This is a genomic window from Klebsiella sp. JB_Kp031 (genome assembly GCF_040064295.1).
In the GTDB taxonomy this organism is placed as follows: domain Bacteria; phylum Pseudomonadota; class Gammaproteobacteria; order Enterobacterales; family Enterobacteriaceae; genus Klebsiella; species Klebsiella quasipneumoniae.
The window spans coordinates 173,131-193,207 of record NZ_JBEAJW010000002.1; the positions used below are offsets into that span (position 1 = coordinate 173,131).

At 52.9% G+C, this 20,077-nt stretch carries 20 protein-coding genes; 5 read left to right on the forward strand and 15 right to left on the reverse strand.

The window, feature by feature from the left end; translation table 11 throughout:
• The first annotated feature begins 54 nt into the window (after positions 1 to 54).
• Positions 55 to 675: a LysE family translocator gene (locus ABLV64_RS02835; protein ID WP_064189632.1), complete on the forward strand. Its 621-nt coding sequence runs from the start codon at positions 55 to 57 to the stop codon at positions 673 to 675.
• Positions 676 to 726: 51 nt separating this feature from the next.
• Here ABLV64_RS02835 and ABLV64_RS02840 read toward each other — a convergent pair whose 3' ends face one another.
• The 6 genes from ABLV64_RS02840 to ABLV64_RS02865 all read right to left on the reverse strand — a co-directional run bounded on the left by ABLV64_RS02840 (position 727) and on the right by ABLV64_RS02865 (position 6,882).
• Positions 727 to 1,353, reverse strand: coding sequence for a LuxR C-terminal-related transcriptional regulator (locus ABLV64_RS02840; RefSeq protein ID WP_032456064.1), 627 nt, complete (start codon positions 1,351 to 1,353; stop codon positions 727 to 729).
• Between the two features lie 135 nt (positions 1,354 to 1,488).
• Positions 1,489 to 2,001, reverse strand: a complete 513-nt coding sequence (locus ABLV64_RS02845; protein WP_032456063.1) for a fimbrial protein — start codon at positions 1,999 to 2,001, stop codon at positions 1,489 to 1,491.
• Between the two features lie 10 nt (positions 2,002 to 2,011).
• Complete coding sequence (locus tag ABLV64_RS02850) at positions 2,012 to 3,019, reverse strand: fimbrial protein (protein ID WP_032456062.1); 1,008 nt, start codon at positions 3,017 to 3,019, stop codon at positions 2,012 to 2,014.
• 34 nt (positions 3,020 to 3,053) lie between these two features.
• Positions 3,054 to 5,588 carry a fimbria/pilus outer membrane usher protein gene (locus ABLV64_RS02855; RefSeq protein ID WP_099441811.1) on the reverse strand — a complete coding sequence of 845 codons (2,535 nt, stop codon included), beginning with the start codon at positions 5,586 to 5,588 and terminating at the stop codon, positions 3,054 to 3,056.
• 28 nt (positions 5,589 to 5,616) lie between these two features.
• On the reverse strand, positions 5,617 to 6,294 hold the full coding sequence (locus tag ABLV64_RS02860; RefSeq protein ID WP_032456061.1) for a molecular chaperone: 678 nt from the start codon (positions 6,292 to 6,294) through the stop codon (positions 5,617 to 5,619).
• A gap of 57 nt (positions 6,295 to 6,351) precedes the next feature.
• Positions 6,352 to 6,882 (reverse strand): fimbrial protein, encoded by a 531-nt coding sequence (locus ABLV64_RS02865; RefSeq protein ID WP_064183388.1) that lies wholly within the window; start codon positions 6,880 to 6,882, stop codon positions 6,352 to 6,354.
• A 440-nt stretch (positions 6,883 to 7,322) separates the two neighbouring features.
• On the opposite strand from ABLV64_RS02865, the gene ABLV64_RS02870 reads away from it, so the two are divergent.
• A complete protein-coding gene (locus ABLV64_RS02870; RefSeq protein ID WP_049092266.1) occupies positions 7,323 to 7,982 on the forward strand; it encodes a winged helix-turn-helix transcriptional regulator in 660 nt (219 codons plus the stop codon).
• Positions 7,983 to 8,048: 66 nt separating this feature from the next.
• Complete coding sequence (locus ABLV64_RS02875) at positions 8,049 to 8,678, forward strand: helix-turn-helix domain-containing protein (RefSeq protein ID WP_049092259.1); 630 nt, start codon at positions 8,049 to 8,051, stop codon at positions 8,676 to 8,678.
• 101 nt (positions 8,679 to 8,779) lie between these two features.
• Here ABLV64_RS02875 and ABLV64_RS02880 read toward each other — a convergent pair whose 3' ends face one another.
• Entirely contained in the window at positions 8,780 to 9,988 is a 1,209-nt protein-coding gene (locus ABLV64_RS02880; RefSeq protein WP_087771743.1) for an MFS transporter, read from the reverse strand.
• A gap of 103 nt (positions 9,989 to 10,091) precedes the next feature.
• On the opposite strand from ABLV64_RS02880, the gene ABLV64_RS02885 reads away from it, so the two are divergent.
• Positions 10,092 to 10,997, forward strand: a complete 906-nt coding sequence (locus ABLV64_RS02885; protein WP_049092257.1) for a LysR family transcriptional regulator — start codon at positions 10,092 to 10,094, stop codon at positions 10,995 to 10,997.
• A 186-nt stretch (positions 10,998 to 11,183) separates the two neighbouring features.
• Here the strand turns inward: ABLV64_RS02885 and ABLV64_RS02890 are convergent, their stop codons facing one another.
• The 7 genes from ABLV64_RS02890 to ABLV64_RS02920 form a co-directional block, all read right to left on the reverse strand.
• Positions 11,184 to 11,612: a cell envelope integrity TolA C-terminal domain-containing protein gene (locus tag ABLV64_RS02890; protein WP_065905156.1), complete on the reverse strand. Its 429-nt coding sequence runs from the start codon at positions 11,610 to 11,612 to the stop codon at positions 11,184 to 11,186.
• Between the two features lie 142 nt (positions 11,613 to 11,754).
• The gene (locus ABLV64_RS02895) at positions 11,755 to 12,867 is read right to left on the reverse strand and encodes a M20 family metallopeptidase (protein WP_094311925.1); all 1,113 of its coding nucleotides are present in this window, start codon (positions 12,865 to 12,867) and stop codon (positions 11,755 to 11,757) included.
• Positions 12,867 to 13,622, reverse strand: coding sequence for a glutamine amidotransferase (locus tag ABLV64_RS02900; protein ID WP_186384138.1), 756 nt, complete (start codon positions 13,620 to 13,622; stop codon positions 12,867 to 12,869). The genes ABLV64_RS02895 and ABLV64_RS02900 overlap by 1 nt, the downstream gene beginning before the upstream one ends.
• A 14-nt stretch (positions 13,623 to 13,636) precedes the next feature.
• Positions 13,637 to 14,716, reverse strand: a complete 1,080-nt coding sequence (locus tag ABLV64_RS02905) for a phosphotriesterase-related protein (protein ID WP_032417129.1) — start codon at positions 14,714 to 14,716, stop codon at positions 13,637 to 13,639.
• 3 nt (positions 14,717 to 14,719) lie between these two features.
• Complete coding sequence (locus tag ABLV64_RS02910) at positions 14,720 to 15,721, reverse strand: ABC transporter permease (protein WP_186384137.1); 1,002 nt, start codon at positions 15,719 to 15,721, stop codon at positions 14,720 to 14,722.
• A gap of 18 nt (positions 15,722 to 15,739) precedes the next feature.
• Positions 15,740 to 16,486: an ATP-binding cassette domain-containing protein gene (locus ABLV64_RS02915; protein WP_186384258.1), complete on the reverse strand. Its 747-nt coding sequence runs from the start codon at positions 16,484 to 16,486 to the stop codon at positions 15,740 to 15,742.
• 380 nt (positions 16,487 to 16,866) lie between these two features.
• Complete coding sequence (locus ABLV64_RS02920; protein WP_004190069.1) at positions 16,867 to 17,889, reverse strand: LacI family DNA-binding transcriptional regulator; 1,023 nt, start codon at positions 17,887 to 17,889, stop codon at positions 16,867 to 16,869.
• Between the two features lie 345 nt (positions 17,890 to 18,234).
• Here ABLV64_RS02920 and ABLV64_RS02925 point away from each other — a divergent pair, with 345 nt between their 5' ends.
• The gene (locus tag ABLV64_RS02925; protein WP_085846143.1) at positions 18,235 to 19,188 is read left to right on the forward strand and encodes a substrate-binding domain-containing protein; all 954 of its coding nucleotides are present in this window, start codon (positions 18,235 to 18,237) and stop codon (positions 19,186 to 19,188) included.
• A 1-nt stretch (position 19,189) separates the two neighbouring features.
• Here the strand turns inward: ABLV64_RS02925 and ABLV64_RS02930 are convergent, their stop codons facing one another.
• A complete protein-coding gene (locus ABLV64_RS02930; protein ID WP_085846144.1) occupies positions 19,190 to 20,062 on the reverse strand; it encodes a PfkB family carbohydrate kinase in 873 nt (290 codons plus the stop codon).
• Between the last annotated feature and the right edge of the window lie 15 nt (positions 20,063 to 20,077).

A 20,077-nucleotide genomic window follows, 5' to 3' on the forward strand; every position in this document is an offset into this window, starting at 1 on the left:
CTTGTTGCAAAAATGGGAACGCTTCAGTAGCCTTGTCTCTTTCGGAGACAGGAAATGCTCGTCACTGATTCACTTCTTGCTTACACTCTCGCTGCCACGCTGCTTACCCTGACGCCAGGTCTGGATACTGCTCTTATCCTGCGCACGGCGACCGCGGAAGGGGGACGCAAAGCCTTGCATGCCGCGTTAGGCATCGATCTCGGGTGCTTTATCTGGGGCGCGCTGGTGGCCTTTGGTTTGGGCGCGCTACTGGCGGTTTCTGAACTGGCTTACACCTTATTGAAATGGTGCGGCGCGGGCTACCTTTGTTGGCTGGGCATCCAGCTGCTCCTGCGCCCACGCCAGCAATTTAACACCCACCCGACCGAATCCAATTCCACGAGTAACTGGTTCCTGCGCGGGATGTTGGGGAATGTGCTTAATCCCAAAATGGGCGTCTTCTACGTTTCGTTTTTACCTCAGTTTATCCCCGCCGGGCATTCACCCGTCAGTTGGACCTTTCTGCTGGTCACTATCCATGTATTGATTGGGACGCTGTGGTCGTTAACGCTGATTACCGCCACTCGCTATGCCGCGGGCATCCTGAAAAAACCGGCCGTGGTGAAATGGATGGACCGGACGACCGGCTGCCTGTTTCTGATATTCGCCGCGAAGCTGGCGATGAGCCGGCGGTAACCATGCAGGGGCTCGCGCCCCTGTGTCAGTTGCCTTCTCAGCGCATTGGTATCACTGGCTAACTTTTATAAAGCCATTTGGCCAGTCGTTATTTTTTGTCAGTTTATTGAGCAGAAGCATTAGCTCATAATCGTTGCGTAAGTTAAATTTACTCATGACCATATATTTATGCGCATAGACCGTTTTCTCACTGATCATAAGCTCATCGGCAATTTGCGTTACCGACATCCCCTCATATAAACAGATCATGATGCGGATTTGCTGCGGTGACAATTTGGTCGGCTGACAGTCAAAACATGACGCGGGTGACTGTCGATAATTTGTCTGCTGCAGCCGGTGCCAGGCCGTATGTACTGCTCTACGTAACTGTCTCACGGAATGCCGGCGAGAGATAAAGATAATATCCTGAAAGCAAGAGGGGAGCGCAGAGGCTCGCATATCATCATCAACAAAACCAATCACAATGCCTTTTTTTCGCTTCTGTAGTTCAGGGCAGCAAATAAAACATTCGCCTGGACATAATGCCAGCACAATGACGTCTGCTAGCTGAACGCTTTCTGACGTAAAGTTAAAATTGAAATCAACTGTAGTATTGTGTTGGGAAAAGAAATCACTAAAAAAAAAGGTCAGGCCACATTGGAAGAGGGTATCCGACTCTTTTATTACAATATTAACCATTTACCATACCGAAACATATTTATTAAGCGCTCCTGCATTCGGGTAATGATAGACGCAGCACATTATTTCACCCTGTTAGCTTCCTGAAGGGGATGATGACTAACGCGCCTATGACCCTCTATAGCCAGCGCCCCATCAGTTGTATTGCATTGTTAAAACGACGACGGCGCGAATGGAACCTGGTGTCGGCCTTCCCGCCACGGAGGTCACCATGGCTTTCATCGGTATCGTCGCCGTTCTGTCTTCAGCTATATTTTGCGTGATGCTGGATCCGCTGCCCATCAACAGACCCGTTGTGGCATCAGACATCGCAATGGCCACGCGGGTTGCCGTGCCGCTGTTTTGGTAATAATTCACGCCCGCTTCCGGGTCAGGCGTTCCGCTAAAACGGGTCGTCACGCTCAGCGTGCCCGGCGGACAGCGGGTAAACAGGAGATGAAAAGTAACCGGATCGGAAGAAGACCCGGGGGTGAACATGTTTGTTGCTTGGATATTGCCAAGATCAACATTCATATTTTCACTACCACCGTTAAAGACGCAGGGCGCAGCGATAATACGCCCGGTGACTTTGATATCTACATTGTCTGCGGACATTGCAGGTAATACCATTGCGCATGCCATCAGCAAGATTAGTTTATTCATCTTCATTTAACAGCCTTTATTGATAGGTAAGACTCAGCGTTGCGGACGCATTTGCGATGCCGGTGGTTACCGTTGTATTGGTCTGATAGTAGCGTGCGGTTAACGGGAACATCTCCTGGCCGCCATTGGTTCTCTTCAAAACAAGATTATTGCCAAGGATTAGAGGGGTATTGTTATAAACCAGCTGCACGCCAACCCCCTGTGCGACGCCTGCGCTTCCCTGACCGGTTAACGCCAGCACGGTATTATCACTGACGTCAGGATTCTGTGCGCCGGAGAGCATGACGTTAATATTGGCTCCGGCATCACAGTCCAGAATGAGATTCTGCGTTTTCTGCGCATTAGCGGGGGTTAATCCCACCGTAGAACCAAACTCAGTGACCAAAACGTCACCCAGTTCAAATACAATATTCGATGTTGTCACCGCACATGCCACCTGGGTAATAGATCCGGCCCCCGCATTCACGGGAATCTCAGGCGCTTGTTCTCCGCCGAGATATTGCATCGTAAAGGCGACAAACGATGCCAGTTGCCCCGTTACTGAGCCAGAGGTAATATCACCAATCTTCCAGAATTGTATAACTGGCTGATAATCGTGAATAACCAGTTCTCCAGGGTTTGATGACCAACTGGACATTGAAGCGTTACCGCGGTCAATATAATCGGTGCCGCTAAACGTCGACGCGCCTGCTTTGGAGTTCATGTAAAAGCCAAAAGAAATACCCACCCCAGGCACATTGGTTTGATAAACGCGCCGCGCGCCGTACGTCGCGACATAGGGTAAAATAGCGCTTTTCATTCCTGAGCTTGACCCTTCATTGCCGGTGGTGACGCAGGTATAAGCATGTGCTAAGGAACCATATATCTCATTGCTTATTGCTTGCCCAACGGGAACATCGCGCTGAACAATAATATTGCCATAATCCACGGTATAGGGAGAGCCGATGTAAGTATAATCACAACAGAAGCCCGTCAATGGAAACAACAAAGCCAGCATTAATAATGCAGATCGGAAAAGTCGCATATCTATGCACCTGATTTAAAAATTTGGTTCAACGTTAACGGCAGACAGCATTATCGATAATCACATCGTTATTCTGCTTCGTCATGTTTATCGCGTAATAGACCCTGCAGGTGTTTGCGGATTGATTTCCCCATTTCACGATCAGGTTTACCTGGGGATCGAGCCCCGTCAAATACACCTGTCCACTATCACCAACGATAAAGCTGCTTGGTTCTGCTCCTTCAATGCTGGCCATTGCGCCAAACGGCACTAACTGGCCGTTTCGCTGGGTCAAGGTCATCAACATGCGAACACCGACGCTTGCCCGATAGTTCGCCCTGACAATCGCGCCACGCGTAGGGACCACGGTTTTGACCGTTTGTTCTAACTCAACGTTAGCCGGTAATGTTTCAGTGATTAATGACACATCATTTTTGCGATAAGGCATTAAGTTAGAGGCAACCGTATATCCGCGATAATCGGTTGTCGCTCCAGTCATATTCTGGATGCCTACGCCGGCAGCCCCGGGGGCGGCAATCAGCACGTTGGTTTCGCCCAATGGTTGAGAGAACGTCACGCCATTGGCATGCGCAACCACGCCTCCCTGAATCCCATAGTTCAGACGATCGGTATTTTTGTCATAGCTGTACCCGGCGGTGATTTCACCATAGGTGCCGCGATAATCACCATTCATGTTGCCGGTATAGGCCACGTCGTGAGTGCCGTAACCCTGTTGAATATTCCAGTTGAGCGCATTATTCGGCAGAGCAACACCATTTAACCCAGCGCTGTGTGTCGTACCGTTATTCTTGCTGGCATTCATGCCATAGTTTGCCCATGTCTGCGACAACAGTTTTTCCAGTGGAATACTGATATTCAGCGCCAGCATCTGGTTTTTATCGTCGCTCTGGGGTGCGCTGTACGTTCCCGCGCCCCCATTCTTACTCAGAGTCCAGGTCAGGCCATAACTAATACTGTGCCAGTAGTTGTTATACCCAACGCTCCATGATTCCATCGCCTTACCTGAGTTCCAGTAATCTTCACGTGCGGCGTTCAGCATCAACGATCCCAGACGGTCTCCCAGCCCCTGGCTCAGCGTCAGCTCAGCACGGTTGCGGCGTCGGTCCTGAAGCGCATGACTGTCACCGTAAGAATCCAGGACCTCTTGCATGCCATAGTAGCCGCTGGTCGAATAGCGGTAGCCGGCAATCGCGAAGTTGGTGCCCGTTGCGGCAAAATTTTTACTGTATCGAGCCCGCCATGATTGCCCCCTGGTTTTCGGCATATTTTGCGGCGTGGACCAGCCCTGGGTGATGTCGCTGGAGATAGCGCCAAAGTCACCCATGTTTTTACCGACGCCCGCGGCGAGCGACTGGTACTTACTCGACTCCTGCAATCCGCCGTAAAACGTAAAGCCGTAGGGCAAGCCGAGAATAACGCTCATCTGAGCAAAGGGCGTTTTGTCCACGCTGCCGTTGTACGAACGATATTGGCCGCCCGTTAACGCATATTTTATTCGGCCTTCACGCTGTAATACGGGAAGGGAGGCAAATGGCACGCTAAAGTGCTGCTCGCTGCCATCAGCCTCTTTAATAGTGACATCAAGATCGCCGGCGCCTCCGGTAGGATACATGTCCGTGATTTCAAAAGCGCCCGGTGCCACAAAGCTCTGGTATATCTGATAGCCATTCTGGCGAATTATCACCTGGGCATTAGTCCGGGCGATCCCACGCACCACTGGGGCATAGCCCTTGAGGGAGTCGGGCAGCATGTCATCATCGGAAGCAAGTTGTCCTCCCCGGAAAGGCATACTGTCGAACACATCTGCCGGGGCAGAGCTGTCACCCAGCGTGAGCTGAGACTTTAACGGGATTATCGTACGTTGAGCATAGGTATAAACCGTCTTCCACGCATCATGACCCTGTGAATCTCGCGACCAGGTGGTGTAGTTTCTTAACCGCCAGGGGCCAATGTTCAGACCAGGACGCAGGTTGGCATACTGATTATCGCTGGTGCTGCTGTTGTTATTTTTGGCCCAGTTATTCGCCCCACTCAGACTGTAGTTGAGCAGGGCGGCGTTAATGCCTTGATCCCAGCGATCCGGTGGCACCGATCCGCGCGCTTGCGCTGAAAGTGCCGCTTGCGGAATGCTCAATACCAGACGTTGCATGGCAAACTGGAAATCCGTACTAGCCTTGGGAATCGCGGACAGGTTCGCACAGGATGTTTCACCCTTTAACGCGGGAAAAAGGCCCGTCTTGACTCCCCAGCTTTCTAATTGCTCAATGGATAAACAGGGGACTAATTTATCATCACCGCCAGGCTCTTTCAGCAACACAAACCTGATATCGCGGGTATCGACTAACCGATCGTCCAGGACGACATCGACATGATAATTCCCGGGGGCTTGCGCGCCAGATTCAAAACCAGAAAGATCGACTTTTTCTGTCCCTGGATTATCCAGTTCAACCAGTTCTGGGTTAAAAAAATCGCGACTATAGCTATTTTGTGTATTACCGAAGAGCGCGATGGTTATCAATAATGCCAACCGTGGAGACCGTGCTTTTATATAATCCATTGCCATCATCATAAATCCCACTCAGTGTCTTTGCGCCGGTCTACAGACTGGCTTTGTGTTCTGCCCCGGGACTGCCATAATCATTAATAATTTTGAATGTCACTGGCCCGCCCGTTACGCCGGAGGGTAAATCGAACATCGCGGTACTGCCGGGTAATACATAACTGACATCTGGTAATTTTTTACCTGATAGTGAAATCTCGTTAAAATTCATGACATGCTGAGTCGGATTGTTTACCTGTATCTTATTACCAACACGTTGCCAGCGTAGTTTATCGACCTGTTCTTCAGGGGAGGCGCCTTTCATCGCCGCCGGACGGTAGATAAGTTTAATTCTGGTTTTAATGGCAATTTGCAACGTATTGTCAACCTTAGCTGCGGAGGGGATGGCTTTTATATTAAGCCAAAACAAGCTCTCTTTATCCTGAGGTAAGGCTCCGGTGGCAACAATGCGCTCGACGTTTTGTTGGCCATTATTTAGTCGATATAGTGGTGGCGTAATGATAAAAGGCGCCTTTTCGCCACCCCCCCCAGGTGTTTCGATCCACGACTGGATAAGGTAAGGGGTTTTATCAGGGTTATTTATGCCAATCGAGGCTTCTTTTTTATTACCATCAAAAATGACGCGCGTACCACCAATAACGACACCGGCCTGAGCAACGGATACGCCAATACTCAATATCGTGATGGTAAGCAAGATACTGCCAAGAACATTCATTTTAGACCTCTGAAATATGGGGCCGTATCGACCCCATCAGCATTTCTTGAAAGAAAATTAGTTATATACAATGGAGAAGTTAGCAACAGAGTTGGCCGTACCCGGCGTTACTGATGCCGTGGTAGAGATATATTGCGCATAGAATTTCAGCGTATTGTCCTGGGTACTGCTAAGTATGTAGTTATAGCTGTTCTCACCGTGCAAAGGCAGGTCGACTTTATCGGCGGTCATCAGGTTAATCGCCACCCCTGACGCCGCACTGGAGGTTGATGTATCAATAGCCAGCAGGTTAGGGTTGGTCAGATCGGGGGTGCCATCAAAGCGTACTTTGGTCGAAGTCACCGTGGTTGGGCAGTTTTTAAGTACGATATTAAAATCCTTTGCAGCCGCTTTTGTGCCACTGCTCGGAAATTCAGTTTTATAAAAGTTACCGAGATTGACCTGCTGGTTTTGCGATGCCACATCGACTTCACAGGCAGTATCCAGAATATTGCCGACGAAATTCACGGTGCCAGCGGCAGCAAAAGCGTGAGACATAGACAGCGCTGCAGTTGCGGTCAAGGCAACTAAAACAAGACTTTTTTTCATTACTTTGTTTCCTTATTAACTTTGTTTGCCATTTATATTCAGGCAATAGGGTGCCGATGAGCGTTACACTCTTTTTGTACCAGTGCCTTAATTTTCACTGTGCAGCATGGCAGCCATAAATAATTACGGTAAGACCATGAACTGTTCTGCTGACTGGCTAAAATTTATCTAATCATTTTCTTAAACTCAAATGTTTTGTGGGTCTATAAGTAGACTCCCACTTAACGAATAAGCAACATTTCTTCTTTTTTATCATGCTTATTAAGGTCCGGTCTATTTTTAGACTCAAAGATCATGGGACACAAAATCAATAACTTAGAATGCATCTTTTGAGCGGTCTACTTTTAGACCCCAGGCCAATATTTCGCGGCTTCTTAATTTTTAAGATAATTCTTCGGTCGATCAATAAAGCGATCACAGTTGAGGAATTGAGGCTGCATATGAACACGCGCTTAACCACCCCGGAAAACCAAGATAAATCAATTACCCTGGAATTAAAGCCATTCCGGCACATCGAGACTCTGATAAAACATGTGTTGCCAGCAGCAGAAAGAGTAGTGATCGGCAGAGGTGAGGTCGTGCATTATTATAAAGATGATATCCGGCAATGTTTTTTACTATTGCAAGGTAGCGTCGCGCTGCACCGTCGCGGCGATGGCATTGTATTAAATTCTGAATCATCACCGTTTATTCTGGGCGTGAGTAGTCAGTTTTCCTCAGAGCATCTTTATGTGAGAGCGCTGGAGACGTCAGAGATCGCCCGGGTGTCACTGGATTGTTTTAATCACATCGTGGCGCAACTGGATCTATGGGAGCATTTTTCGAAACTCCTGATTTACACGGCCTCCCGGGTGTATGAACATTGCGCACAAATCTCGCAGATGTCGGCTTATGACATCATCCGCTTTCAGCTGGTTGAGCTTATGCAAGAGCCGGATGCGATACGGCAACAAATTACGGCTGCAACCTATATTAAAAGCCGAACCTATCTTTCACGGAGCGGGATTATGCGGATTCTGGCAGAGCTGCGAACCGGGAAGTACATCACGATGGAACGGGGTATACTCCTTGATATCAACCATCTGCCTCGAAAATACTGACGATGAGGATACCCGCAACAGGAAGTCAGGCTATAATCAGACAGGTCAATCTTAAGGTTATCGGTTATGTCCTCTTCAGCAAAACCTCACAAAGGTTCACCCTACGCGCAAGAGCTGATTTCTCACTTACAGCCATATTGCACGCCACGTAAAACTGAAAGAGGGGAGCAACTGGATTTCAAGGTGAATGGCCAGGGGATGTGTTACCTGATCCTTGAGGGAACCGTAGCGGTTTATCGCCGAAACGATAATATGATGCTGTCCACTGCGCGCAGTCCCGCCGTGTTTGGTCTTGCCAATCTGACGGATATTTACTTCGATGATTACATTAAAACTATCAACTCCTGCGTGATTGGCGAGATCTCCACCGCTCGTGTTCATGACATTATTAAAGAAAAGTCGTTATGGGGGCTGCTCTCAAAGCAACTGATGTTTGTGTATGGCCGACTTTACAACAATGTGATGCCGCAGGGCGCACCGACGGCGTACGAGATGATCCGCCAGCAGTTGCTCAATTTAATTGAAGAAGATGAGAGTTATCGCGCCGCAGTCACAGCGGAACTCTACATCCGCGAGAAAACCCATCTTTCTCGCAGCGGCGTCATGCGCATACTTGCAGATTTAAAAACGGGTGGTTTTATCGAAATGGAAGAGGGAAGACTCATTAAAATCCATAAGCTTCCCGCCAGGTACTAAATTCAGACCCCGTCAGACAAAAAAACGCCCCTCATCTCCATTTAGCGACCACACCAGGGTCAATGATAATTTTTAATGCCCAGGGCAGGGCGCGCCATGTTCTACCCAGTGGTGTGCCGATCGGGCGGGATCGTCCGCTTAGCTAGTTTTTTTTGCAAAATGATGATAATAATTGGGGATCCTGATGCGGAAATTGCACATAGCGCCAGCAACGTGTCCATATTCTGGAGCGCCATGCGATGGTCAGGTAACAGACAAGCAGACAGGAAAAATGCGGCAGTCGTCATCAGATACATCATGGACGTCTGTAATGAAGAGAATCCCGCTCGTTGGTTGTTATCAGGAAACTGAATCGTAACCGCCGAAGATGAAACCAGACGACTGTAAGCTGCCCCGAGAAATAACGTCATAAACAGCGCCGGATGCGGATAGCCCAGGAAGGGTATCAGCAAGCTCAGAATAAAAACGAGGGTTGACCCGGTCGCCAAACTCAAGGCAGAAAAACGAGAGGTTAATGCCCCTGTCATTCTTGTAGACAGATACCCCGCCAGTCCCCCGCCGAAGAACAGCCAGGGCAGCAGGCCTTCAGAAGCCCCCAACAGCTGCGTCATTAACGGCGCCAGAACAGGAATGATCAGCATTGGACTAAACTGTACCAGCGCATTACCGGAAGCAAACAGTAAAGTATCAACATCGAGGGGCAGCGCGTAAGACGTGTCGAAAGTGACGGGGTCCTGAGGGATGACAGTGACGATGAATGGCAATGCCAACAAACAGAGCGTGCTGATTAACCACAACGCGACATGCCAACCGTAATGAGTACACAAAAATAATATAGCGGGCATCCCCACAACGCTTACCAGCGAAAATGACGCAATCACCGTCGCCAACATTTTTCCGCGCAAGTCAGCCGGCGTGTGGTTTATCAAAATACCGATCCCCACACCCATTGTCGTCCCTCCAACCAGCCCTGCGAAGAATCGCAAGGTAAGAAGAAGAGGAAAACGGGTTATGAATGTTGTCAACAGTGTCGCTATGGCTAGCAGCACCATATTAGCGATAAGAAAACGCTTCTTATTGCAACGGTCAACCCAGTAAAAGGCGATAATTCCCGACAGGACGGCTCCAGAGGTGTACATACCGGATACATAGCCTGAGAAGGAGACGGGAACAGCGAAATCCGCGGCCATAAATGTAAAAACAGGACTGAATATCATATATTCCAGCGCGTTAGTAAACTGCACAAAAGCGATGACCAGCGCTATCCGTATCAGCGCCTTTTGATTAAATGTTGTGGTGACCCGTGGCATAGCAAGCGACCTGTTGATGAAAGATAACCTAGCTTAACTACTATCAAACTTATCGATTAGATGGTAAAAATGGCACTCATTATTATCATATGTGGGATAGTTGATGCGGCCAGTTCTTGATTTTAATGCGCTGAAAGTCTTCATCGCTGTAGTTGAAAGAGACAGTTTTGTTGGGGCTTCGAAAGCCCTTGAAATGCCGGCATCAAATGTGAGCCGTTGCATTGCTCAGCTAGAAGACAAACTGAATCTTCAGCTTATTGAACGCAGTACCCGACATATGAAACTCACTCAGGCGGGGCATCTACTCTATACCCGGGCGAAGCCATTACTGGAAGCGCTTGAGCAAACTGAAACCGAATTAACGTTGCGGCAAATGCAATTCAAGGGGCCACTACGTATCTGTATTCCCAATGAAATCGGTCCTGCACTGCTGGGCGCTATTGTTGCCGATTTCGCCTGTCAGCATCCGGACCTGGAGATAAGTTGCGTCACCAATTTGTCTGGTTATGAATCCCTGCGCGATGATCTGGATCTCGCTGTCATTGTGAGTCGTGGTCAGATGGATGACAGTGACTACATAGCCCGTCATCTGGTGACCATCCCTTGCACCATCGTTGCGGCCCCCTCCGTTATCCAGCGTTATGGCACGCCTTCTCGTATACAGCAATTTGAAGAATTGCCCTGTATTACAACGGTAAATGCGCTTAAAGGCGCTCCCTGGCAGTTTGTGAATAAAAAGGGCGGATTCGAGACGATTAAAGTTAACGGTCGTTATCGGGTCAACAGCGGGGAGATGGCAGGGCGAGCGGCCATCTCAGGCGTCGGTTATGCCATCCTGTCGAAACAAGCCTGCCAGCCCTATATTGACGATGGCCGGTTAATCGAAATTGAATTTGAACAATCGGCGGCCCCCTTGCAATTGTTCGCCCTGTATTCCGATCGGCGTTATTTGCCGGCAAAAACAAGAGGGCTTATTGATTTCATGTATCAGAGATTGAGTCATGAATAAGAGGCCATCATCAGCGCACCTGGATGCGCTGTCCCGTTCAGCCGGCGCTCTTGCCGCTCATCACCTCGACTCAAGCACCATTGAATCACTCCTCGCCGATCGCCAAAAAGCGTCTGTTAAGGAGGCTGTCAGCTTATCTTTTTAGCCATTGCCCTGGCGATGGCCGGGGCGCTTTCTAGGGCAAGCTCAGGCCTTCAAGTCCAGAACGACATGGCTGAATGTTTGATAAGTTTTTTCATCGGGGGCAGGCGGAATTTTGGCGACTTTCAGCGCGGACATCACCTGCGCGCAGAATGGCCGATCGCCGTTCTCGACCGCCGGATCCTGCACCGTCCCGTCACGCTGCAGGGTAAAGCGCACCGAGCATTTTTGCCCTTGCCAGGAGCCCGGCTGGTCTATGTTAGCGAAGATAGCCGCCTGGATCCGCGCCAGATAGCGTGAGGCATTGGCCTGCGGTGACGTGTCTGCACCCGTTTGATAATCGCGAAGTATCTTATCCACTTCTGCCGATATTTGAGCGTCTTCGGCGCTGTCCGGCGCAGAAGCATGACCCGAACAGGCGGAAAGGAGTAAAGAGAGGGTGCAAACGAGCACAGCGTTGATTTTCACGGACATGGTAAGCCTCCTTGCTGGTGGTGAAACATTTCGTGTACGAGGTGGTTATCCTCTGTTATTCCGCGAGATTATTCAAACGCTGAATGCATCATGCTCGTTTTAAGTGACACTGTCACACATTTTTGGCTTTCGTCGCGGACGGTTAGGCCATCCAGTCGCGGATCAGGTCACCGTATAGCCGTTCTGCCTCCGCCAGGCGGCTGAGCAGGCAGTACTCATCGGTTTGATGCGCCATCGACGGCTCGCCGGGGCCGAGAATAATACAGGGCGGATCGCCCAATGCAGGCAGCAGCAGCGAGGCGTCGGTAAAGTAGGGCACCACGCGCGGCGCAATCGGCTCAGCGTGCAGCGGCTGACAGCGTTGGTAAACCTGCTTAATCCACGCGTGATCCTCCCGGCTGAGGACGGCGGGCAGGTCGACCAGCGTGGAGACGGTGACGCTTTCGCCAAGCAGCGTCGTCAAGCGCTCCCGGATAGTGGCGTGCTGTAAATTGGGCGCGCTGCGGATATCGACATCAAAACGCGTGCGGTCCGGTACGGAATTAATATTGAGTCCGCCTTCTATGCGTCCGACGTTGAGGGTGGGTTGCTTCATTAGCGGATGCGGCGCGCCTGGCGAAAAATGCTGAATCTTACCCAACGCATCCGCCGCAAGATAGATAGCATTGATCCCCAGCTCCGGCATCGCGCCGTGGGCGGTTTTCCCCCGCGTTTCGCAGCGCAGCCAGAGCGCGCCTTTATGGCCGATAACCGGATAGTTGGCGGTGGGTTCACCGACGATCAGCGCGCCCACCTCCGGCAACGTTGCGGAGGCGATCAGCGCCCGCGCGCCGTCGCAGCCGGTCTCTTCTCCGCCGGTTATCAGCAATACCGCGCCGCGTCCGGCGAGGATCGCTTCCCGCTGATGAACGCAGGCGACGGCAAACGCCGCTATCGCCGCTTTCATATCGCTGGATCCGCGGCCATAAAGACGCCCGTCTTCCATCTGCGAGCCAAAAGGATCGTACTGCCAGCGGGCATTTCCCAGCGGGACGGTATCCAGATGTCCGGTAAAGGCCAGCGGTTTACCGCTCTTCGCCCCGGGAAGGCTGGCGATAAGATTGCAGCGTCCCTCGCCGAACGACGACAGCGAAACCTCAAAACCGCTATCGTCAAGCCAGTCGGCGAAGAACCGCATGCAGTCAGCTTCGCTGCCCGGCGGGTTAATGGTGTTAAAGCCCAGCAGCTGCCGGGCGAGCTCAAGGGTCGTGGTCATCAGCGGCGTTCCGTCAGCCAGTCGAGGCAGTTAATCCATAGCTGGCGATAGCCGGGCCATTTGGCAAACTCTTCCGGCAGCCAGTGCGCCGACATGTCGCTGGTCCACACCAGCGAACGACCCTGCTGATATTCGCGAATGGCCAGCAGAGGATGACCGGTACCGGCCACGCTCGCCAGCAGTTTGCCTTCCGGGTGCATTTCAACTTCGTTATAGCCCAGCAGCCATGGCCATTCGCCCGGAATATCGTTAAACAGGGGGTGAGACTCCGTCACTTCGGCATAGCAGCCTTCCGGGGTTTCAATGCGGTCGTCCCAGGCCAGGCAGCGTACCGGCAGCACTTTCTCCACCGCGGTATGGCGGTAGCGCGCGCCGCCGTTGATTCCCTGGAAGCTGTAATAGCCGCCGATCATCATCAGCGCCCCCCCGCCGGCCACGTAATCATGCAGGAGCGTTAAACGGTTGGCGGTTCGGCGGCTCTTCAGCCAGGTGTCCGGATGCAGCAGCAGCGTATTGGCGCCAATGTCCGAGAGAATAATCGCATCCCACTCCTGCAGCGCTTCCAGCGTCAGCGGAAAGTCGGTCGCCGCCGCGTGGGCGGGCATATAGGTAATGGCATAGGGACTGTCGGCGAGCGCGGCCAGAAAGTCCGTTGCGCCGGTGTGCCAGGTGGCGGTGGCAAACTGGTCGAAGCCTTTAACGTGCGTTGACGTGCTGGTCCAGGACTCACCGACCAGTAAGATTTTTTTCTGCATGATGACGTTTCCTTTTATCCGCCAAAGACCCGCTGGGGGTTTCCAATCATTAAGGTTTCAAGTTGTTCGCCGCTGACGCCGTGGCGCCGCAGACGCGGAACAAAATGCTTGAGTATGTAGCCATAACCGTGGCCGCCGTAGCGGGTGAGCATGGTTTTCAGGAAGACGTCCTGCGACAGCAGAATTTGCTGGATGTAGCCGTCGTCAATCAGCTCGCGGATCGCGCGGGCGTTCTCCTCGTCGGAGGGCGACTGCGCCGACTCGTCGGCGTAGTAATAGCTCATGCCGATCATGTCGTATTCGAGAAACGCCCCGCGCTGTGCCAGTTCGCGCTGGTAGCGCTTATCGGCAAAGCTGGGATTCATATGGCACAGCACGGTATGGCGTAAATCGGCGCCTTCCTGCTCGAGAATATCCAGCACCCGATGGCCCAGCCGCTCCCAGCCCGGCAGATGGACCTCGATCGGCACGCCGGTCGCGGCGCTGGCCCGACCCGCAGCGCGCAGGGATTTCTCCTCATCCGGCGTAAAGCGGCTGGAGATACCGATTTCGCCGATGAGCCCGGCGAGCACCTCCGGTTTCTCCTCCGCGCCGCCAAGATCGTAAATCAGCCGTTCGGTCAGCTGTTCGACGCTGCTGATTTTTACCCACTCAGGGTGCGAAGCTTCCAGATAGAGCCCGGTACCCATAATGATGTTCAGACCGGTCAGACGCGCGATGCGCGCCAGCGCTTTCGGATCGCGGCCAATGCCGATATTGGTCGGGTCGACCACCGTTTCTCCGCCAAGGGCTCGATATTTAGTCAGCTCGTCAATCGCAACGTCGACATCAAACAGCTGACAGTTATCGCGGCTCATCAGCGGGTTAAGCGACAGTTCGCCAAGGTTTTCCATTTTCACCGGCATTTCGGCAAGATGGCGATCGCTGCAGCAGCAGGGTGGCACCCATTTGCCGGAGGCATCCAGCAGAATATGCTCATGCATCAGAGTAACGCCCATTTCGTTAATCGGTAGTGGGCCAAGCACAGTCATTACATAACCGCTGCTGACGCCAACCGGCAGCGGGGAGGGATGGCGAAAAATTGATCCTTTCATCAGCTATCCTTTTGCCGCGGAGCGCGTCGGGTTGAGAATGCGGGTGTTCAGCCAGATAGCCAGCAGGATAATGGTGCCGGTGGCTATCTGGGTGTAAAACGGCGAAATATGCGACAGGATCAGCCCGTTCTGAATGACCGCAATCGACAGCGCGCCCAGCAGCGTGCCGATAATGGTACCGAAGCCGCCAAACAGGCTGGTACTGCCGAGCACCACGGCGGCAATAACCTGCAGTTCAAAGCCTTCACCCTGGTTGGAGGAGCCGCTGCCGAGGCGAGCGGTAATGATCATTCCCGCCAGCGCGGCGGCCATGCCGCTGAGGATATAGACCTTCATGGTCACCGCTTTGGTGTTAATCCCGCTGCGTCGCGCGCCTTCAGCGTTGGCGCCGATAGCGGTCACGTAGCGACCAAAACGCATGTGATTAAGAACGATATGCCCGATCACCAGTATCATCATGCCGATCAGCGCGGGCATGGGGATACCAACTACCCACGCGCGTCCGATAAAGGTAAACAGGCTGTCAGCCGGTACCGGAATCGAGTAGCCCTGGGTGACCAGCAGCGCGATGCCGCGAACTACGGCCAGGGTGGCGAGCGTGACGATGAACGCCGGAATGCCTTCATAGGCAATAAAGAAGCCGTTGATGGCGCCAACGAATCCGCCAAGCAGCAGGCCGCCGAGGAGTACCACCGGCCACGGCAGCCCCCAGTTATTCAGAGCGATAGCGGAGAGTGCGCCGACCAGCGCCAGGGTGGAGCCTACCGACAGATCGATACCGCCGGTGGTAATGACCAGAGTCATAGCCGTCGCGACGATCAGCAGTGGGGCGCTCTGACGGATAATGTTGAGCCAGTTGGTGCCGGTGAGAAAGTTGCTGGTGATCAGCGAAAACACCACGCAGCAGAAGACGAAAAAGAGCGCGATGCTGACCACGCCTGAGTGGTTATGCAGCAGGCGGCGCGGCAGCGAATGCTGGATCATGCGGGAGCTGCTTAAGTTCATGATACTCATCCTGTTACCTCAATGTGCTGCCGCAGAGCGGGCGGTGAATTTTTCGCCCACAATCAGGTTAACGATATCGCTCAGGCTGGTGTCGGCCACCCGCCTGTCAGCGACATTGGTACCTTCATACATCACCATGATCCGGTCGCAGACCAGGAACAGGTCCTGCAGGCGGTGGGTAATCAGAATCACGCTCACCCCGCGAGCGGAAACGCGGCGAATGAGTTCCAGAACCGCTTCGACCTCCGCAACGGCCAGCGCGGCGGTGGGTTCATCCATAATCAGCACTTTCGGGTCAAAGGCCGCCGCGCGGGCGATGGCAATAGCCTGGCGCTGGCCGCCGGAGAGATTTCGCACCAGCAGCCGGGTATCCGGAATAGAGATCCCGAGCCCTTTAAGCATCTCTCTGGCATCGGCGTGCATTTTGGCCTCGTCGAGAAAGGGAATACCGAGGACCGATTTCATCGGCTCACGGCCCATAAACAGATTGCCCGCGACGTCGACCGTGTCGCAGAGCGACAGATCCTGATAGACCATCTCGATATGGCAGCGGCGCGAATCGGCCGGATTGGTAAACTGCTGCTGTTCACCGTCGATACGAATCGTGCCGCTGGAGGGGATCACCGCGCCAGAGAGCACTTTGGTGAGGGTGGATTTCCCCGCGCCGTTATCGCCCACTAAACCCAGCACTTCGCCCGGGGCCAACTCGAGGTTAACGCCGCGCAATGAACGTATCGACCCGTAGGTCTTGGTGATATTGATCATCTCCACCCTTGGCGGGGTAGTTTGTGGCTGCTGCATCTGATAACTCCCATCGCTATTGCCGGGAAAATGTTCGCCATCCTGCGGGAGAGACTCTATCCGTCACGGTTTACAATCTAGTAAACCGGTTTACCTGCGGATCAGAGCCCTCGCCAGTACAGTCAGGACAAACGCTATGTAAGATATTTGTTCGCCAGTAAGAACATTGCAGCATCCGTGCCAGGGCAGGAACCACACAGCAGCCCTGTAACTTAACCTTATGTATTCAATAAACTTAATTGAATAAAATCCGGTAAACCGGTTTACTGATTATAGTGAATAAATTGTTAATTGATCGTTTTTTGCGCCAAAAGCGGGCGCTTTTGCGCCATTTTGGAACGGGCTTAACAGATCTTGATCGAGTCGCGGCCAATCCATTCAACCGGCAGGCGGGTTTCCGCAGGGATATCCGGATCGTCGTTTAGCAGGCGCATCATGATGTTCACCGCGGTACGGCCCAGTTCGCGGGCGGGCTGACGGATAGTGGAGATCCGCGGCTGGGTAAAATCGGCGTAGTTGGCGTCATCGAAGCCGACTAACGAAAGCGCCTCCGGCGCCTGGAGCCCGCTGGCGCGCAAGCCATCGAGCAGGCCGAGCACCAGATAGTCGCTGGCCGCGAAGACGGCGGTGGGGCGAACCGGTTGGCTGAACAGGTACCGCAGCGCCTGCTGGCCAAACTCGCGCTGGTAGTCGCCATACATCACCCATTCGGGCGGCCAGCTCAGGCCCGCTTGCTCCATCGCGGTGCAAAAGCCCTGATAGCGCTCACGGACGCTCATCAGCTTGTCCGGGCCACCGACGAAAGCGATATGGCGATGCCCGGCGGCGATCAGTTTTTCGGTGGCGATCCGCCCGCCCTGGACGTTATCGGCAAACACTTTCGGTACCTTACTGCCGGGAATATCTTCATCCAGCAGGACAATGCGTTCGTGACGCTGGACTTCCTTGCGCAGCAGGCCATTATCGGGGCGGTTGGTGGTGAACAGCAGACCGTCGACCTGGCAGGTATCCAGCCAGCGAATGAACTGGCACTCTTTTTCCGGATTGTTGCGGGTGATACACAGCACCAGGCTGTAGCCGCTGGCAGAAGCAGCCTCTTCGGCAGCGTCGGCCAGTTCGGCAAAGAAGGGGTTGGTAATGTCGGGAAGCACCAGGCCAAGCGTTTCGCTGCCGCCTTTGCTAAGACGACGTGCCAGGCTATTGCCGCGATAGTCCAGTTCGCGAATGGCGGTTTCGATGCGGTCGATGGTGTCCTGCGGCAGCACAATACTGTTGTTCATATAGCGCGACAGGGTCGCCTTCGACAGCCCCGCCAGCTTTGCCACATCGGATAACAATACGCGTTTTATACTCATTTCCTGCGCCATTTCTGCCAGAATCGGCTATCTGTAACATAGTTAAGCGCGGTGGATACAGCAATTTCTCTGCGAACAATCACCAAAAATAAATGCTTGACAAATTTTAATCAGCAGAGAATTGTATAGGCAGTTTACCGCATCATCCGGGAAGTCATTCCCAACCCCGTTTAAGTTATTCCAGTCGCGCACCGACACGGACCGGTTGCCGGGATGACATTAAGCAGGTATCCGCCGAACGTTCAATGATTGTTCTGGCGATATAGACGATATTTGCCCGCCAAAAAAATAATCCTTCTGCGTTCGCATGCGGCGCGGAACTCTGCTGGCTATCAACTATTCCCGACGAGGATACTGATGATGTTATTTCACACCGGAAAACTGCGTTTCCTTGCTGTCGCCACGACCATGCTGGCATCAATGAGTTTTATTTCTGCCGCCAGCGCTGCCGGTCCGACTTATGCGCTGGTACAAATCAACCAACAGGCGCTGTTCTTTAATCTGATGAATAAAGGCGCACAGGATGCGGCCAAAGCCAGTGGCAAGGATTTAGTTATTTTTAACTCTAACGATAATCCCGTGGCGCAAAACGACGCGATAGAAAACTATATTCAGCAAGGCGTTAAAGGCATTCTGGTTGCTGCTATCGACGTTAACGGGATCATGCCAGCGGTTAAAGAAGCCGCCGCCGCAAACATTCCGGTGATTGCGATTGATGCCGTATTACCGGCCGGGCCACAGGCAGCTCAGGTCGGCGTTGATAATATTGAAGGCGGCAGAATTATTGGTCAATACTTCGTAGATTACGTGCAGAAAGAGATGGGCGGCCAGGCGCGACTGGGTATTGTCGGTGCGCTGAATTCGGCCATTCAGAACCAGCGGCAGAAAGGGTTCGAAGATACGCTGAAAAGCAATCCGAAGATTACTATCGCTAACGTGGTCGACGGGCAGAATGTGCAGGATAAAGCGATGACCGCGGCGGAAAACCTGATCACCGGTAATCCGGATCTGACAGCGATTTATGCCACCGGCGAACCCGCGCTGCTCGGCGCTATCGCCGCCGTGGAAAACCAGGGGCGGCAGAAGGATATTAAAGTCTTTGGCTGGGATCTGACGGCGAAGGCGATTTCCGGTATTGACGCCGGCTACGTCACCGCCGTACTGCAGCAGGACCCGGAAAAGATGGGCGCCGAAGCCCTGAATGCGCTGAACAGCATCACGTTGGGTAAAACCGTGCCGAAAATCATTCTGGTTCCGGCGACGGTGGTAACCAAAGCGAACGTCGATTCATACCGTCCGCTGTTTAAGTAGGTCAGCGCGCGCCGTCCGGGGTTAACAGGGCGGCGAGCTCACGGCTGCCGGGAAACGCGCTGAGCGTCCCCCGGCGGCTAACGGTAATGGCGGCAGCGCGACTAGCGTGCGCCAGCGCCAGCGCATCCGGCGCGACGCCGCGCAGCAGGGCGGAGGCCAACATGACGGCGAGGAACGTATCGCCTGCGCCGGTCGAATCAATCGACTCGGCTGGCACGGCGGGACAAAACTGGCGCTGTCCCGCCTGAACCAGCCAGGCGCCTGCGGCGCCCTGGGTAATCACTAAGGTTTTCACCCCGTATGGCTGGAGCAGCTCGGCCTCGGATTCATTGACCACCGCGATGTCGATGAGCGGCCACAGATGGCAAAAGTCTGGATTGACAGGTGAGGGGTTGAATACCGTTGTCATGCCGCGGCTTCTGGCGTACTGGAACAGCGCCCGCGTTTTATCTAGGGAGAAATTACCCTGCTGTAGCAGAATATCGCCGGCAACGGCGTCCGCCATATGCGGAATAATATCCTCAAGGCGGAATGCGTCGGCAGTCGCCGTAGTGGTAATGATGGCGTTGTCGCCATCAGCGCTATTTAAAATAATCGAGGTATCGCTATGTTGATTGAAATGGCCGTCGGGTAGTAGCGTCAGTGGTTCATTTTTTATCTGCTGGCGGATCCACGCGCCGTTGCTGTCATTTCCCGTGGCGGCAATTAAACGCGTCTCTATTCCGCAGCGGGATAATATAATCGCCTGGTTCGCGCCTTTACCGCCGATATCCTGCGACACTTTAACGCCGTGAATGGAGGCTCCTTTTTTCGGTATATCCGGAATGGACCAGGTTTCATCTACGGTAATATTACCAGTAACGTAAACACGCATAGTGTTCCCTTAACA